Origin of the sequence: Chitinophaga terrae (ex Kim and Jung 2007) (assembly GCF_900107795.1) — a bacterium.
Lineage (GTDB): Bacteria > Bacteroidota > Bacteroidia > Chitinophagales > Chitinophagaceae > Chitinophaga > Chitinophaga terrae.
This window is the reverse complement of sequence record NZ_FNRL01000007.1, coordinates 117,304-132,544: the sequence shown is the minus strand read 5'-3', so window position 1 is coordinate 132,544 and position 15,241 is coordinate 117,304. Positions and strand designations below refer to the sequence as shown.

Below are 15,241 nucleotides of genomic sequence, written 5' to 3'. Positions count from 1 at the left end.
TTAAATTTGCAACAGCCTAAACTTAAAGGATATGGAAATGTTTCAGCCCGACCCGCAGTTCCTCAGGCAACTGGTGGAAATGAAAATGCCTTTCGGGAAATATAAAGATGTAGTGCTTTGCGATTTGCCCGTCAGCTACCTGGAATGGTTCCAGCGTAATGGATTTCCCAAAGGTAAACTGGGCATGCTCCTGGAAACCATGTTGGTGATAAAAATGAACGGTCTGATGTATTTGTTAGAGCCTATCAGGAAATCAAAATAAGAGGACAATGATTTGATATCAGTATGCCTCCAAACCAAAAGCAGGTTGCTATTTAGTTAGCAACCTGCTTTTTTATATGAGAGAGAAAATTATAAGTTACTGTTGGCTGTTGCTTTAAACAACACTGCTTCAGAAGAAGTAGTGATCTCGTAGCTGGCCTGGTATGCTGTAAATACGGATTGCCCTTTTTGCAGGTCAAGTGAAGTACCATTTTCTTTAACAGTAGCGTTGCCGCTCATCAGGATGATGATCTCAGCAGATTTAGCTACGTGTTTGTAAGTGTCTCCGGCTTTTAACTGGATCTTGCTCACTTCGAAATCCGGGGCGGGGGTAGGATAGATCTTTTCCAATCCATCGGCGCCCAGGTCTCCGTTGATGATGCGTGGCGTTACAGCTTCAAAGCGGGTATGTTTCAGCAATTCAGGTACATCTATATGTTTAGGCGTTAAGCCGCCTCTCAATACGTTATCTGAATTCGCCATCAGTTCTACGTTCTGGCCTTCCAGGTAAGCATGCGGAATGCCGGCGTCCTGGAACACGGCGCCTCCCGGTTCTACTTTCATTATGTTGAAGAAGTAAATGGAGAAGATACCCCTGTCGAGTTTCGTGTTGCTTTGCGGATCATTCACCACGGCTCTGGCGGCCCAGAAGGCAGGTGTGGTTTTAGATAATTTACCTGCCTGGTAGTCTGGTACCAAACGATCGGCCAGTGGGCGAAGCATCGTTTCTACCTGTTCCTGCGGCATTTCCATTACATGTTTGTACAGGCCATAATACCCGTCTTTCTCAAACACGGGAACCAGGGAACTGAATTCAGGTGTATTTTTAAGGATATCCAGCAGCTGCGCTTCCGGCAAAAATCCATGCAACAGGTAAAACTCGCTGAGGGCAACCATAATTTCAGGTTTATGGTTGTTGTCTTTGTAATTACGGTTAGGTGCATTTAAAGGAATCCCTTCTTCATTCTCCCTTGCAAAACCTTTTTCAGCTTCCGCTTTGGTAGGGTGCACCTGGATGGAGAGCATATCTTTTACATCCAGGATCTTAAAGAGGAAAGGCAGCTCCCTGAATTTATCCCAAACCTTAGGGCCAACAGCATTGGTAGGATCTTCCTGGATTAGCTGGTTCAATAAAGTAGTGCCTGATGCCAGCGTGATCGTGGAAGGCGCACTAGGGTGGGCGCCCATCCAGTATTCTGCACTGGGTTTGTCTGTCACTGGCTGACCCAGTAGTTCGGGGATGTATTTAAATCCGCCCCAGGCATAATGCTGAACTTTGCCCTCTAATCTAAATAACTTCATATATGGGTAGTCTGTTTTATGAGTAACAAGGATATCGATATCTTTGTGCCGCTGCAAAAATAGCATGTTAACCGTGAAATAGCTATTGAATGCGATAAATGTTTGTTAATCTGATAAGTTATGCCCGCTCATTTAACGATTGGCCGGCGTGGCGAGAAAATCGCCGCTGCCTATGTCCGGAAATACTGCCAGGTGTTACATCAGAACTGGAAATATGGAAGAAAGGAGATAGACATCGTTGCCTGCCGCAATGCCTGTATCTATTTTATAGAAGTGAAAACGCGCAGCTCCGGAACTTTTGGATGGCCCGAAGAAGCAGTTGATTCCCGGAAGAAGGAAAATATCCTGGCCGCCGCTGATGCTTATTTGTTAACCTATGATCTTGCACCTGCAATGATCCGTTTCGACATCATTGCTATTACTTTCCGGGGCGCCGCCTATGAACTGGTGCATTTCAGGGATGTGTTCTGATCAACAAAAAAATCTGTCAAAAACCTTGTATCTGTTGGCTTTTGCGGTATCTTTGCAGGGTAAAATACGACCTGCCTCCTGGTATAAACATACCATCAAATTCCGGAATCTTCCCTTAAAAAACTGGTTATTTACTTCGTGGTTTTATCACGTAGTTAATAATGATGCAGGTAGAAAATTAATACAAGCGACGTGAATGAAAAGGTAACGTCAGATCGTTCAAGCAGGGATTGCTTTCGAGAGTCAGCCAACCTGCAATAGGTTGGAGCAATTTTTCCCTCTGTTCAAAAAAAGTTATGCTGCCTGAATGGATATTCCATTCAAGGCAGCATAATATGTTTTAAGGCCCCGGGTATTATTGCCAGATGCCGGTGTAATTGTGCGGGGTGATGGCTTTCAGTTCTTTCTTCAGCGCTGCGCTGATCTTCAAGCCATCTATAAACTTATGCATAGTTTGCTGGGTGATCTGCGCGCCGCCGCGGGTCAGCTCTTTCAGCGCTTCATAAGGCTGAGGATAATTTTCCCTGCGCAGAACTGTCTGGATAGCTTCTGCTACCACCGCCCAGTTGTTTTCCAGGTCTTCTTTCAGCTTCGCTTCGTTGAGGATCAGTTTACCTAATCCTTTCTGGATGGATTTTGTAGCCAGCAACGTATGCCCGAAAGGTACGCCCAGGTTACGTAATACAGTTGAATCGGTAAGGTCGCGCTGCAATCTTGAAACCGGCAGTTTGGCGCTCAGGTGCTCAAAAACTGCGTTGGCAATACCCAGGTTGCCTTCTGCATTTTCAAAATCGATAGGGTTTACCTTGTGAGGCATTGCCGATGAACCTACCTCGTTTTTCTTGATCTTCTGTTTGAAGTAATCCATGGAGATATAAGTCCATACATCGCGGCAGAAGTCGATCAGGATTGTATTGATACGTTTTAAGGTGTCAAATTGGGCAGCTATATTATCATAGTGCTCGATCTGGGTGGTATAGCTCATTCGCTGTAATCCCAGCGTTTTGTTAACGAATTTTTCGCCGAACTTTTCCCAGTTGATCTTAGGGAATGCGACGTGGTGAGCGTTGAAGTTGCCGGTAGCGCCCCCGAATTTGGCTGCAAATGGTATCTGACCCAACAGGTCGATCTGTCCCTGCAATCTTTCTACGAACACCAGGATCTCTTTTCCTAAAATGGTAGGAGAAGCCGGTTGCCCGTGCGTTCTTGCCAGCATTGGCACTTTCATCCAGGATTTTCCGAATTGTTTAAGTTCCAGTATCAGGTTAGCCAAAGCGGGCATATATACCTGTTCTATTGCGTCTTTCCAGAACAGCGGGGTAGCGGTATTGTTGATATCCTGGGATGTTAAACCGAAATGCACCCACTCCAGCAGGGCTTCCAGCCCCAGGTTTTTCAGCTCGTTCTTCAGGAAATATTCCACTGCTTTCACATCGTGATTGGTGATTTTCTCAGTGTCTTTGATCAACTTCGCATTCTCGATGGTGAATTCCTGGTAGATCTTTCGCAGGGCGGGAACTTTGGCTTTCGGCAAGGTGAACAGCTTTTGCTCGCCCAGGGCGATAAAGTACTCTACCTCAACCATTACACGGTAACGGATCAACGCAAATTCCGAGAAATAGTTAGACAGCTCTTCTAATTGATTGCGGTAACGCCCGTCCAGCGGAGAAATAGCAGTTAGTGGTTGTAGTTGCATAATGTATATATTCCGATATTATAATTAACATTTTTAATGATAACAATTTCTATTCACATCCTGGAACCGGGATAAGAATTCGCCTTTTGGCATTTGTTAACAGGGATTTGTTTACTTTTGCAGCCTCAAAAGTACTGAAATTGGAACGGAAAGTAAAAGTTGCGGCTGTAAGTTATTTGAATACCAAGCCATTATTGTTCGGATTTAGGGACCACCCGGTGATGGATATGATTGATCTGTCGGTAGATTATCCTGCCAAAATTGCCCAGCAGCTGGTAGATGGGGATGTAGATGTAGCCCTGGTACCGGTAGCAATCATTCCTAAATTAAAAGAATACCATATCATCTCTGACTATTGTATAGGAGCGGAAGGACCGGTAGCTTCCGTTTGTATGTTCAGCGAAGTGCCATTAAATGCTATTAAACGTATCTACCTGGATTACCAGAGCAGAACATCTGTTGCTTTGCTGAAGGTGCTGGTAAAAGAATACTGGAAGCTGGATGTAACCTTCATCGAAGCGGAAGGCAGGTTCCAGGACCTGATTAAAGGCACAGATGCGGGGGTAGTGATAGGCGACCGTGCTTTGGAACAAAGAAAGGTTTCTCCCTTTATCTATGACCTGGCAGAACATTGGAACCGCTTTACCAGCCTTCCTTTCGTATTTGCAGCGTGGATAGCCAATAAAGCGTTGCCCGCTGAATTCATCAAACAGTTCAACGACGCCAACAGCATCGGGGTACATAATATCCCTGCCGTCGTTGCCGAAAATCCGTATGAAACATACGATCTGACCACTTATTACACCCGCGATATCAGCTACCCGCTGACACCGGCAAAACGGCAAGGGATGCAGAAATTCCTGTCGTATCTCCAGCAGGAACAATAAGGATCACCATAAATCCTCAATTTTAACTAACTTCATGACCTTCACCATTAAATGAGGGTCATGAATATTGGTATCCTTGGAAGCGGTCCTGTTGGTCTTACTCTGGGCAAAGGATTGATGCATACAGGACATTATATTACTATTGGCACCCGTAACCCCGCACGGGAATCCCTGCAACAATGGGCCCGGAACTACGGCGACAAGGTCCGGCTTGGGACTTTCAGGCAAGCAGCCGAATTCGGAGAACTTTTACTGATCTGTACCAGCTGGCAAGGCACTAAAAAGGCCATAGAAGCAGCAGGTATCTGGAACTTTAAAGCCAAAACAGTTGTAGACGTAACCAATCCCCTCGATGGCAAAGGCCCTGATAAATACGGGCGTTTAACTTTCACCATAGGACATAATAATTCAGCAGGCGAACAAATCCAGGCCTGGCTTCCTCCCGATGCCAGGGTAGTAAAGGCTTTAAGCTGTGTTGGCCACGAAAGGATGCTCTTACCCCAGCTCTTACAGGCAGGGGCGCCTACCATGTTCATTGCAGGCAACAGCCAGGAAGCAAAAAAGGAAGTGATAAACCTGTTGCACGAGATCGGCTGGACAGATATTGCGGATATGGGGCAGATTGAAATGAGCAGGAGTATAGAACCCCTTTCAATTCTCTGGGCTGCTTATGGTTTCCTGAACGATAGCACCAAACATGCCTTCAAATTATTAAGGGACGTTGGAGACGCCCCCTAAAACTCTTTATTTTACCTGTTTCGTATGAATATAGAAGTTTTTGTCTACCTCGAAATCTTTCGTGTTTGACAGCGTGAAGTTTGCAGTATGCCACAGGGTGCCCGGGTAGATCAGTTTGAATCCATTCTCATTCAGCTTCACTTTTACCGGCATATTGAAATCCTTTACATCAGATACCCACCTGAACTGAAGCTGCTGGCCGATGAACCGGTATTCCAGGGTTGGAATGGTCGTATGGCGCAGATACTGGTCAAAAACCTTTTCCAGGTTCATTCCCACATACTGGCTCATATATTCTTCTATCTGCCGGGTAGTGACCACCTGGTGATAGAATGTTTTGTTCATGCCTCTCAGCATATCCCTGAACGCTTCATCATTCTCCATGATCTGCCTGATCATATGTATCATATTCGCGCCCTTATAGTACATATCTCCACTGCCTTCTTCGTTCACGCCATAAGGACCAATAATAGGAATATCGTTCCTGATATTCTTTCTTATTCCCTGTACATACTCGTTAGCAGCCTTGCGACCGTACTGGCACTCCACGAACAGGGTTTCAGAATAGTTGGTGAACGACTCGTGGATCCACATATCTGCTATGTCTTTACTGGTAATGCTATTGCCGAACCATTCATGCCCGCTTTCATGAACCACGATGAAATCCCATTTCAATCCCCAGCCGGTACCCGAAAGATCTGTTCCCTTGTAACCCATCTGGTAATTATTTCCGTAAGCTACAGCGCTCTGGTGTTCCATACCTAAGTATGGCGCATCTACCAGTTTGTAACTGTCTTTATAAAAAGGATATTTCCCAAACCAGTATTCGAAGCACTTCAGCATAGGCTTCACCACTTTGAAATGCTCAGTGGCCTTGTCTTTATTATAGTCCAGCACCCAGTAGCTGATATCCAGTTTACCGCCTTCCCCGGAATAAGCGTCTTTTATTTCCGTATAATAGCCCACATTCAGTGCAACATCGTAGTTGTTGATAGGACTGTTCACCACCCAGGTAAAGGTCCTGGTACCATCAGGATTGTCGACAACCTTTTTAAGGCGGCCGTTGGAAACATCTGTCAATTCCTGTGGTACCGTCACATTGATCAGCATTTCTTCCGGTTCATCGCTCTGGTGATCCTTATTGGGCCACCATAAGCTGGCGCCAATATGCTGAACAGCGGTTGCCATCCAGGTCCTGTCTTTTTCATCTTTTGTCCATATCACGCCGCCGCTCCAGGGTGCATTGGCCGCCCTGCGGGGCTTGCCGCTAAAATGAACGGTCAGTTGTTTGGATTTATCTTTAAGCTGGGGACTTTTAACAGTAACAAACCAGGCATTGCTGTCGCGGGTCACGCGCAACGACTGTTTGTCCTGCGTTACGCTGTCTATCTGCATGGGATACTGCAGGTCTATCTGCAATACAGAATCCTGTTTTAATACCTTGTAGGTGATAGTGTTATAACCGCTGAAAGTACTATCTTCCGGGTGAACGGTGACGTGCAGGTCATATTTGGTCACATCCCACCAGCTGCGTTGAGGAGTGATGCTACCCCTGAGGGTATCTGCACGGCTGAATCGTTGCTGGCCGAATGCCGTCGCAGAAAATAATAGAGCTATACAGCATGTAAGTGCTCCGCGCATAATTAATTTTAGTCTGTTTTAACCGGAAAGATATTAATTTACTGTCAAATGAAATGTTATTATTGTCAAGCGGTTAGAAGCAGCGCCTGGATACTGTTGTTCCTGGTGACCTTATCGTGCAACAACCGCCGGTCGCAAAGCCTGGATGTTTTCCGTTATAACAGCGTTAATGCTATCAGCAGCCTTGATCCGGCATTTGCCAAAAGCCAGGAAGTGATCTGGGCGGCGAAGTTATTATACAATACATTGGTGGAAACCGATACTGCATTGGCCATCCGGCCATCGGTGGCTAGATCCTGGGAGGTATCCGATGATCATTTGACTTATACCTTCCATTTAAGAACAGATGTTTATTTCCACGATAACGAGGCGTTTCCGGGTGGCAAAGGGCGCAAGCTGGTGGCTGGTGACGTGGTGTACAGTCTCCGGCGCCTGCTCGATCCTGCTACTGCTTCTCCCGGCGCCTGGCTTTTCAATGGCCGCCTTAATCCTGAAACGGGTTTTCAGGCGCTGGACGACAGTACTTTCCAGCTTACCCTGTTCCAGCCATTCCATCCGGTATTAGGTATCCTCAGCATGCAATACTGCAGTATAGTACCCTTTGAAGTGGTGAATAAATATGGAAAGGATTTCAGGAATCACCCCTGTGGCAGCGGCCCTTTCAGGTTTTTCTTCTGGGATGAGGGCCAGGCGCTGGTGCTGCACAGGAACCCGCGTTACTTTGAGAAAGACAGTACCGGGCATCAACTGCCTTACCTTGAGGCTGTGCAGATCAGCTTCCTGGAAAGCAAGGCATCTGAATTCCTGCTTTTCCGCCAGGGGCAACTGGATTTTATGAACGACATTGAACCATCATTTAAAGACGAAGTGCTCACCAAGCAGGGGAAGTTGAAAAAGGAGTGGGAGGGGAAGATGGTGTTAAGCAAACATGCCTACCTGAATACGGAATATCTTGGTATTTTGATGGACAGCAGCAACCCGTTGGTAAAAAACAGTCCACTCCGTATAAAAAAGATCCGGCAGGCGATCAACTACGGGATCGATCGTACGAAAATGATGACCTACCTGCGGAACGGTATCGGAACTGCTGCATTGTCGGGTTTTGTGCCGGCGGGGTTACCGTCTTTCGACCCTCAGAAAGTCAAAGGCTATCCATATTCTCCGGCTACCGCCAGGGCGCTGCTGAAGGAAGCGGGCTTCCCGGGAGGGAAAGGATTGCCGGTGATCAGGTTGCTCTCTATTCCGGCTTACGCCGATCTGGCTAATTATGTGGCTAACCAGCTGCAGGAAGTGGGGATTCGTGTACAGGTAGAAGTGGTACAGAAAGGAGTGTTGCTGGAACAAACATCCAGGTCGCTGGCGCTGTTTTTCAGGGCCTCATGGATTGCCGACTACCCCGATGCAGAAAGCTACCTGACAGTTTTTTACGGGAATAACCCCGCGCCGCCTAACTATACCCGTTACCGCAACCCGGCTTTTGACAGGCTATACGAGCAGGCGCTGAAAGAGAATAACGACAGCATACGATATACGCTTTACCGGGAGATGGACAGGATGGTCACAGAAGATGCAGCCGTGGTGCCGCTGTTTTATGATGAAGTGATACGGTTGGTGCAACCCAATGTACAGGGTTTATACAACAATGGCATGAACCTGCTGGAACTGCGCTGGGTAAGGAAAGTAAAACAGTAAAATTATTTTTAACATTTCATTCACCTTCTCAACGCTATTTTTTACGGCATATCCCATCCTTTAGCGTTACCTTTGGCGTTTAATTGTCACTTATAAAAATCTGAAATGACTGTAATCCTCATATTCTTCTGTGTGCACTGGTTCTGTTCCTTGTTTTTTCACACGTTTTATTTACATAGGTACGCATCTCACCAGATGTACACTACCAGCAAGTTCTGGGAGCGTTTTTTCTATTTCTGCACCTGGTTCTTCCAGGGATCATCTTACCTGATCCCAAGGGCGTATGGGGTAATGCATCGTATGCACCACGAGTACAGTGATACGGAAAAAGACCCGCATTCTCCACACTTCTTCAAAGACGTTTGGACAATGATGGTTCAAACCCGTAAAATTTACAACGGTTTCGTAAACAATACCAGCACTGTAGATCCGCAGTTCACTGCCGATCCGTTACCGGAATGGAAAGCAATGGATAAAATCGGTGACAGCAACATCACCAGGTTAGCCTGGATTGCTGCCTACATCGCATTCTACGTAGCTTTTGTTCCTGCCGGCATGTGGTACCTGTACCTCTTGCTGCCTATCCATTTCCTGATGGGGCCTGTACAGGGCGCAGTAGTTAACTGGTGCGGACATAAATATGGTTACCAGAATTTCGATAACGGCGATCATTCCCGCAACACTTCACCATGGGGCGTAGTACTGTTGGGAGAATTGTTCCAGAACAATCACCACAAGTTTAAAGACAGCCCGAACTTCGCTAAAAAATGGTACGAGCTGGACCCAAGCTACCAGGTGATGAAGCTGATGAACTTTATCGGTATCATTAAGCTGAAACCAGCCGTAGTAGCTACAGCCACCCCAATGAAGAAGGTGAACGCCGCTTAGTTGGGTATATAGTATAATCAAGTACAATCAATCTGTTACAATAATAAAAAGTGCCTTACCGTAATGGTGAGGCATTTTTTATTTCACGCAGAGGCGCGAGGTTTCACGCAAAGGGGCAAAGTTTGCAAAGAGGCATAAGGATTTTTTTAAGAGACATAAGGAAATTTTTTTTAAGGGAAATAAGAAAACAAAGGATTGAAGATTGTATTACATAACATATTCTTCGCCTCCTTTTCTTCCTTTCCTTCTTATGTCCCTTAATAAAATTTCCTTATGTCTCTTAAAAAAATCCTTATGCCTCTTTGCAAACTTTGCCCCTTTGCGTGCTAAGAACGGAAGGGTTTATAGATTTTGTGCTGCGCCAACTCCAGCATGGGCAGGTCGCCTTTCGTATCGCCGTAGGCGTAAATAGTTTTGAAGTTCTCCAGGCGGTATGCCTTTTTGATCCTGTTCACTTTTTCTTCCCCGTTGCAGTTGGCTCCCAGAATTTTGCCGGTGATCTTCTGTTGATGCACTTCAAGCTGGGTGCCCAGGCAGATGATATTTTCGGTTCTGCACCAGGGCGCTACCCAGTCCTGGGCCGAGGCGGTAACCACTACAACATGATGACCATTTCTCTGGTGTTCTTTGATAGCAGCCAGGGCCTGGGGGCGTATGAGGCGGGGCAATTTCTCTTTACAGAAAGCCTCACAGCAACGCTTAAACGCAGTTGAATTCATTTCTGCAAAAAAATAGGCTAACACCTGTTCTTTCATCGATTGCGCACTGATAAGGTTTAGTTTGAAACGGATCAGGGAAGGAAGTAACTGCACCATACCGGCGTAAAGACTGGCGCTTCCACGGTGAAACCGGATGATTTCCCATAGGGTGTCTTTACGGGTAATAGTGCCATCAAAATCAAAAAAAGCAATGATCACAATGATAGTTTTTTAAATATTGCTTCAGGGATAGTTTTAATAATAAGCATAATAAACTTCCATTGCCACTTAACGTACAGAACATTTTTTCGACCCTTATCGGCTTTCCGGATAGCATTCGCTACATCTTCCGGCTGCGCGGTTAGAAGCGGGGGAAGTTTAAGATGCTGCGTCATCTGTGTGTTTACAAAGCCTGGTAAAACACTCATTACATGTACGTTTGATTTTGCCATTCGGTTTCGCAGACCGCTTAAATATGCTGTAAAACCTGCTTTTGCGCTACCATAAATATAATTACTCTGCCTTCCTCTTTCTCCCGCCACCGAGCTGATACCTATAATCGTACCTTTTCCGGCCTTCTCGTATGTTTCCGCTGCAATGTTCAGGATAGAAACTGCGCCGGTATAGTTCGTGTGAATGATCTGCGCTGCTTCCTGCCAGTTTTGCTGCGCAGTTGCCTGGTCGCCCAGGTAGCCAAATACACAGATGGTTGTATCAGGGATCACCGGTAAGGAATGAAAGAAAGAAGCATGACTGTTATAGTCTGTAGCATCAAAAGCATGAACAGATGCATTGACGCCATATCTTACCTGCAGATCCTGCATTAATGGTTCGAGGGCTTTGGTATTGCGACCAGCTAATTGTACGTCATATTTTTCGGAAGCATATTTCCTGGCTAATGCAATAGCCATGTCCGAACCTGCGCCTAATAATAAAACTGTTGGCATGTATGGTAAGCGAGATAATTATTTTGTAAGTAATAAACGTGCTGACTGCAGCGATTCGAAACGGGCTTCGGGGTTGTATTGTTTAACAATATCCGCAAAGGCCTGGGCGTTAGGGTAGCTTTTCCAGAAGATCTGTTGCTGCATCCTGGCGTCTTTCGACAGGTACAGGCGCCCCCCGTATTGCAGAACGATCTCGTCCAGCTCGTCCAGGAATTCAAACAACCCTTTTCTTACAGGGAAATCCATCGCCAGCGTATAACCTTCCATAGGGAAGGAGATGAGGCTATCCTGGGGGCCGAATACTTTCAATACGGTAAGGAACGACCCCCAGCCTTTTTCACTGATCCGCTTCATGATTGCTACCAGTCCTTCTTTCTGATCCAGCGACAAAACGAATTGGTATTGTACAAAACCAGCTTTCCCGTAACCCCTGTTCCAGTGCAGAATAGCGTCCAGCGGGTAGAAGAACGGCTCGTAGGGGATCACTTTGTGCATTTCCTTCTTATAGTTCTTGGCGTAGTACAAGGCGTTGAATGCCTTGACTGTCAGCTTGTTCAGAACGAAAGACGGAAGATTAAAAGGAACTACCAGCTTTCGTTTAGGCGGGATCGTTAAAGGCGCTTTCCGCTGTTGCGCATTCAGTTCTTCGGGTGTAGCATGTTCTCCCACGATGAGGATACTCCTACCGAACGAATCGCCTTTCTGCAGGCAATCGATCCACGCCATGCTGTAAGTATAGTGCTTGTATTCGTCGAACAGGCGAAGTACTTCATCCAGGTTGGCCGCTTTGAATTGCGACTGACGGATATAGGCAGTGCTGATCTTCTTAAGCGTGAACTTCACCCGGGTGATAATACCGGTAAGCCCCATTCCCCCGGCGGTAGCCTGGAACAGGTCGGTGTGGCGGTCGGGGCCGCAGGTCATAACTGTACCATCTGCCAGCAGTACATCCATATCAATCACGTGATTGGAGAAGGTACCGTCGACATGGTGATTTTTGCCATGCACATCGGAAGCTACTGCGCCTCCTACAGTAATATATTTGGTACCGGGAGTTACCGGGAGGAACCAGCCTTTCGGAACAATGATCTCCAGCAGCTGATCCAGCGTCACCCCCGCCTGTACATCTAAAATTCCCTGCTGCACATCGAACGCCAGCACTTTATCGTACCGGAGCATGGATACGTTGTTCTTTCCAAGGGAAGCGTCGCCGTAACAACGGCCATTTCCCCTGGCAATGATACCTTTATGAGCAGCTACATATCTTTTTAACTGATCTTCCTGGGTAAACGCATTTTCTTCACTGGTAATAACCGGGTAATTTCCCCAGTTGGATAACCGTTTTTGCATTATTCAAAAAAGCTTTTATCTGTTGGTAAATAGATAATTACATAAAAACTCAGGACCCAAAGGAGTATGGTTAATTGAATAAAACGGTCTTTATATAGGATCTTGGTGGGAGAACCGGTATTGTTCTCCACGTAGGTTATTTGCAAATATCGCAATAATCCGCCAATAACGAACAGGGTTGTATAATAAAGGCGGTAAGTATGGAACCTTGCCTGTGTCTCTGGTGCAATGGCGTACATCAGGTAGGCAACAATGATCACTGCCGAAACAACCGCCAGCATCACATTCAGGAAATCCATGTTGTATCCTTTGCTGGCTTTCCGTACTTCCTTGCCTGAATCAAGGCGGATCAGGATATCGTCCCTGCGTTTGGCGATAGCCATAAATAAAGCCAGCAGGAAGATCATAATGGTAAGCCATTCCGACATGGCGATCCCCGAGGCAACTCCGCCCGCTTTTACTCTCAGCACAAAGCCGATGGAGAGGATAATAATGTCGAGAATGGAAATATTTTTAAGCCCCAGGCAGTAAAAAAGGTTGAGAACGAAGTAGATGCTCAGTACAAAGACGAATTTCTCTTTAACCAGGAAACCTAATCCGAAACCCCCGGCTATACAGGCAATGAATAGCATCAGGGCTGCCGTTTTAGAGATCTCTCCCGAGGCTAACGGGCGTTTGCACTTTACCGGATGTTGCCTGTCGGCTTCTATATCACGGTAGTCGTTCAGGATATAAATACTACTGGCAATTAAGCTAAAGGAAGCAAATGCGATCAGTACGGTCATCACTTTGTCTACAAGAAATATCTCTCCGGCAAAGAAAAGCGGTATAAACAGGAACGCATTTTTGATCCAATGTTTTGGCCTTAGTAGTCTGATAAATTTCATGGGGAACTTAAAAAGTTGGTCTCTTTCCGGGGTCAAGATACAATTTATTCGATTACTTTTGCCGCAGTTCATTAAACAGTAACATAATAATTAACTGAGAATCCCAATCTTTTATGCCAACGATGTCCCTAAAGCAGAGCCGCTTATCGATTGCCGAAATCTGTATTATTATTGGTTTAGCACTGGTTCCACTGTTCGTAACATTTCCTTACCGTGTCAACATTTTTCTTTCCTGGGAAGGCGCATACCGTTTATCCATTGGCGAAATACCATATAAGGATTTCGGGATGCCTTTAGGTTATGGTTACTGGATCATTCCTGCTATCTTCTTTAAAATATTTGGTCCCCAGATGATCTCACTGGTGAAAGCCCAGGTGTTCATCAACATTATCTCGGGATTGGCCTTCAGGTCGATCTTGAAAAGTTTGCAGGTGAGGCCTGGCGTTCGCTTCCTCTCTGTGCTGGTGTTTGTATTATCGTATTCCTTTTTCAATTTCTGGCCCTGGTATAACCAGACGGTTATCGTGTATGAACTGGTTGGACTAAGTTTTTTGCTGAAAGCTATCTTTTCGGATAACCGTAAACGTAGTTATGCCTGGATGGCCGGCGCTGCATTCTTCACTTTCCTTTCCCTCTTTACGAAGCAGGATGGAGGGGGCATGGCGCTGATGCTTTGCTTAGGTTTGCTGGCTTACAACTGCCTGGTTACCCGCCGCTGGGTTGACCTGCTGGTATTTGTTGGCATGTACGCGGTAATTGCCATTTTATTTATAGCGCCTTTGATGCCGGGATTTGCCTATTGGTTTAACCACGGGCAGCCGCCTCATAGTTCCAGGTTGGCGGTGAACGATTTTACGGATGAGATCATGGGTAACTCCAACTGGATAAAAGGCTACCTTGTATTGGTAGGCTTATGCCTGGCGGCTGGCATCAAAAGCTGGAACGCCTGGTTCCGGCAGCGCCGGGATGTGCTGTTCGCGTTGCTGACAATAGGTATTCTGGGAGAAGCGGCTATTTTCCAGGTCACCAGTTATACCCCGCCTGATAACAATATCTTCTTCCATAGCTTCGCTTTTGCCTTTATTGCCACCTACCTGGTCGACCTCCTGCAACTGAACCTGGATCGTACTAAAGCCCTGGCGGGCGCTACCGCGCTTGTGCTGTTCTGGTGGTCCGGTACCTGGTGGAAATACATCGGCCGGTTTACAGACCGCCTGTTCCCGGCGCAGGAAGTTGTTGCTGATAAAAACGGGGAGCATGAGAACGTGGTGAACAGGAGGAATTTTATGGTGAACACAGATACCACAGATGTACCGGTTTCAACCTGGGTATTTACAGATCTGGCTCCGTTTAAAAAGATCTATATGCCGGCCTCTACAGTGAATGGAATAAATCGTTTGTTGCAATTACCGGTTGTAAAAGAAAAGAAAAATGGAGACATTAAAGTGCTAAACATGACAGAATTGACACCTTTGGCGGTTGTTATTCCATACCGTACAGAGACGGGGCCCGACTTCCCATTATGGTATCATTTGGGGGTAGGGATGTTCAACCGGCAGTTGGCGGCATTTAAAGAGAAGGTACAGAATAAGCATTATGATCTCATCCTTTACGAATATGCACCGACCTTAAACAACTTTTTCCCGTTTGCATTGAGGGAAGAACTGAAGAAAAATTACCAGCAGGTAGATACTTTCCTGGCCCCAAGAAGACCAACAAATGCAATTATTGAAGTATATGTAAAATAATTTATGTATCTTGTGGAGAAATGAATCGATTTACT

Annotated in this window: 14 protein-coding genes; 7 read left to right on the top strand and 7 right to left on the bottom strand. The window is 46.1% G+C overall.

The genetic code is table 11. The features are described 5' to 3' along the window. Positions 1 to 31: 31 nt before the first annotated feature. Positions 32 to 262 carry a DUF3820 family protein gene (locus tag BLV62_RS09680; protein ID WP_089761102.1) on the top strand — a complete coding sequence of 77 codons (231 nt, stop codon included), beginning with the start codon at positions 32 to 34 and terminating at the stop codon, positions 260 to 262. Between the two features lie 89 nt (positions 263 to 351). On the opposite strand, the gene manA is transcribed toward BLV62_RS09680, so the two are convergent. Beyond that, positions 352 to 1,563, bottom strand: coding sequence for a mannose-6-phosphate isomerase, class I (manA, locus tag BLV62_RS09675; protein WP_089761279.1), 1,212 nt, complete (start codon positions 1,561 to 1,563; stop codon positions 352 to 354). Between the two features lie 120 nt (positions 1,564 to 1,683). On the opposite strand from manA, the gene BLV62_RS09670 reads away from it, so the two are divergent. After that, positions 1,684 to 2,034 carry a YraN family protein gene (locus BLV62_RS09670; protein ID WP_089761100.1) on the top strand — a complete coding sequence of 117 codons (351 nt, stop codon included), beginning with the start codon at positions 1,684 to 1,686 and terminating at the stop codon, positions 2,032 to 2,034. Between the two features lie 355 nt (positions 2,035 to 2,389). On the opposite strand, the gene purB is transcribed toward BLV62_RS09670, so the two are convergent. Continuing rightward, on the bottom strand, positions 2,390 to 3,730 hold the full coding sequence (gene purB / locus BLV62_RS09665; protein ID WP_089761098.1) for an adenylosuccinate lyase: 1,341 nt from the start codon (positions 3,728 to 3,730) through the stop codon (positions 2,390 to 2,392). Between the two features lie 140 nt (positions 3,731 to 3,870). On the opposite strand from purB, the gene BLV62_RS09660 reads away from it, so the two are divergent. Both BLV62_RS09660 and BLV62_RS09655 read left to right on the top strand, forming a co-directional pair. Then, entirely contained in the window at positions 3,871 to 4,617 is a 747-nt protein-coding gene (locus BLV62_RS09660; RefSeq protein ID WP_089761277.1) for a menaquinone biosynthetic enzyme MqnA/MqnD family protein, read from the top strand. A gap of 60 nt (positions 4,618 to 4,677) precedes the next feature. Continuing rightward, positions 4,678 to 5,355, top strand: a complete 678-nt coding sequence (locus BLV62_RS09655) for an NADPH-dependent F420 reductase (protein WP_168927883.1) — start codon at positions 4,678 to 4,680, stop codon at positions 5,353 to 5,355. Positions 5,356 to 5,361: 6 nt separating this feature from the next. Here BLV62_RS09655 and BLV62_RS09650 read toward each other — a convergent pair whose 3' ends face one another. Further along, the gene (locus BLV62_RS09650) at positions 5,362 to 6,996 is read right to left on the bottom strand and encodes a M1 family metallopeptidase (RefSeq protein ID WP_089761094.1); all 1,635 of its coding nucleotides are present in this window, start codon (positions 6,994 to 6,996) and stop codon (positions 5,362 to 5,364) included. A gap of 48 nt (positions 6,997 to 7,044) precedes the next feature. Here BLV62_RS09650 and BLV62_RS09645 point away from each other — a divergent pair, with 48 nt between their 5' ends. Then, positions 7,045 to 8,688: an ABC transporter substrate-binding protein gene (locus BLV62_RS09645; RefSeq protein ID WP_089761092.1), complete on the top strand. Its 1,644-nt coding sequence runs from the start codon at positions 7,045 to 7,047 to the stop codon at positions 8,686 to 8,688. A gap of 105 nt (positions 8,689 to 8,793) precedes the next feature. Further along, positions 8,794 to 9,576, top strand: a complete 783-nt coding sequence (locus BLV62_RS09640; protein ID WP_089761090.1) for an acyl-CoA desaturase — start codon at positions 8,794 to 8,796, stop codon at positions 9,574 to 9,576. A 326-nt stretch (positions 9,577 to 9,902) separates the two neighbouring features. On the opposite strand, the gene BLV62_RS09635 is transcribed toward BLV62_RS09640, so the two are convergent. The 4 genes from BLV62_RS09635 to BLV62_RS09620 are packed head-to-tail and all read right to left on the bottom strand — an operon-like array spanning position 9,903 to position 13,458. After that, positions 9,903 to 10,493 (bottom strand): HAD family hydrolase, encoded by a 591-nt coding sequence (locus tag BLV62_RS09635; RefSeq protein WP_168927882.1) that lies wholly within the window; start codon positions 10,491 to 10,493, stop codon positions 9,903 to 9,905. Beyond that, the gene (locus BLV62_RS09630; RefSeq protein WP_089761086.1) at positions 10,490 to 11,221 is read right to left on the bottom strand and encodes an SDR family oxidoreductase; all 732 of its coding nucleotides are present in this window, start codon (positions 11,219 to 11,221) and stop codon (positions 10,490 to 10,492) included. The genes BLV62_RS09635 and BLV62_RS09630 overlap by 4 nt, the downstream gene beginning before the upstream one ends. Positions 11,222 to 11,239: 18 nt before the next feature. After that, entirely contained in the window at positions 11,240 to 12,571 is a 1,332-nt protein-coding gene (locus tag BLV62_RS09625) for an FAD-binding oxidoreductase (RefSeq protein ID WP_089761084.1), read from the bottom strand. Continuing rightward, on the bottom strand, positions 12,571 to 13,458 hold the full coding sequence (locus BLV62_RS09620) for a decaprenyl-phosphate phosphoribosyltransferase (RefSeq protein WP_089761082.1): 888 nt from the start codon (positions 13,456 to 13,458) through the stop codon (positions 12,571 to 12,573). The genes BLV62_RS09625 and BLV62_RS09620 overlap by 1 nt, the downstream gene beginning before the upstream one ends. 113 nt (positions 13,459 to 13,571) lie before the next feature. Between BLV62_RS09620 and BLV62_RS09615 the strand changes: the two genes are divergently transcribed. Next, complete coding sequence (locus BLV62_RS09615) at positions 13,572 to 15,206, top strand: hypothetical protein (RefSeq protein ID WP_139170053.1); 1,635 nt, start codon at positions 13,572 to 13,574, stop codon at positions 15,204 to 15,206. Positions 15,207 to 15,241: the final 35 nt, after the last annotated feature.

Bases quoted from the DNA above. Each gene is read 5' to 3' on its own strand.
- BLV62_RS09625 (WP_089761084.1), bottom strand. From the start codon at position 12,571: ATGCAAAAACGGTTATCCAACTGGGGAAATTACCCGGTTATTACCAGT.
- BLV62_RS09630 (WP_089761086.1), bottom strand. From the start codon at position 11,221: ATGCCAACAGTTTTATTATTAGGCGCAGGTTCGGACATGGCTATTGCA.
- BLV62_RS09670 (WP_089761100.1), top strand. From the start codon at position 1,684: ATGCCCGCTCATTTAACGATTGGCCGGCGTGGCGAGAAAATCGCCGCT.
- BLV62_RS09680 (WP_089761102.1), top strand. From the start codon at position 32: ATGGAAATGTTTCAGCCCGACCCGCAGTTCCTCAGGCAACTGGTGGAA.
- purB (WP_089761098.1), bottom strand. From the start codon at position 3,730: ATGCAACTACAACCACTAACTGCTATTTCTCCGCTGGACGGGCGTTAC.
- manA (WP_089761279.1), bottom strand. From the start codon at position 1,563: ATGAAGTTATTTAGATTAGAGGGCAAAGTTCAGCATTATGCCTGGGGC.
- BLV62_RS09650 (WP_089761094.1), bottom strand. From the start codon at position 6,996: ATGCGCGGAGCACTTACATGCTGTATAGCTCTATTATTTTCTGCGACG.
- BLV62_RS09645 (WP_089761092.1), top strand. From the start codon at position 7,045: ATGAAATGTTATTATTGTCAAGCGGTTAGAAGCAGCGCCTGGATACTG.
- BLV62_RS09655 (WP_168927883.1), top strand. From the start codon at position 4,678: ATGAATATTGGTATCCTTGGAAGCGGTCCTGTTGGTCTTACTCTGGGC.
- BLV62_RS09640 (WP_089761090.1), top strand. From the start codon at position 8,794: ATGACTGTAATCCTCATATTCTTCTGTGTGCACTGGTTCTGTTCCTTG.
- BLV62_RS09615 (WP_139170053.1), top strand. From the start codon at position 13,572: ATGCCAACGATGTCCCTAAAGCAGAGCCGCTTATCGATTGCCGAAATC.
- BLV62_RS09620 (WP_089761082.1), bottom strand. From the start codon at position 13,458: ATGAAATTTATCAGACTACTAAGGCCAAAACATTGGATCAAAAATGCG.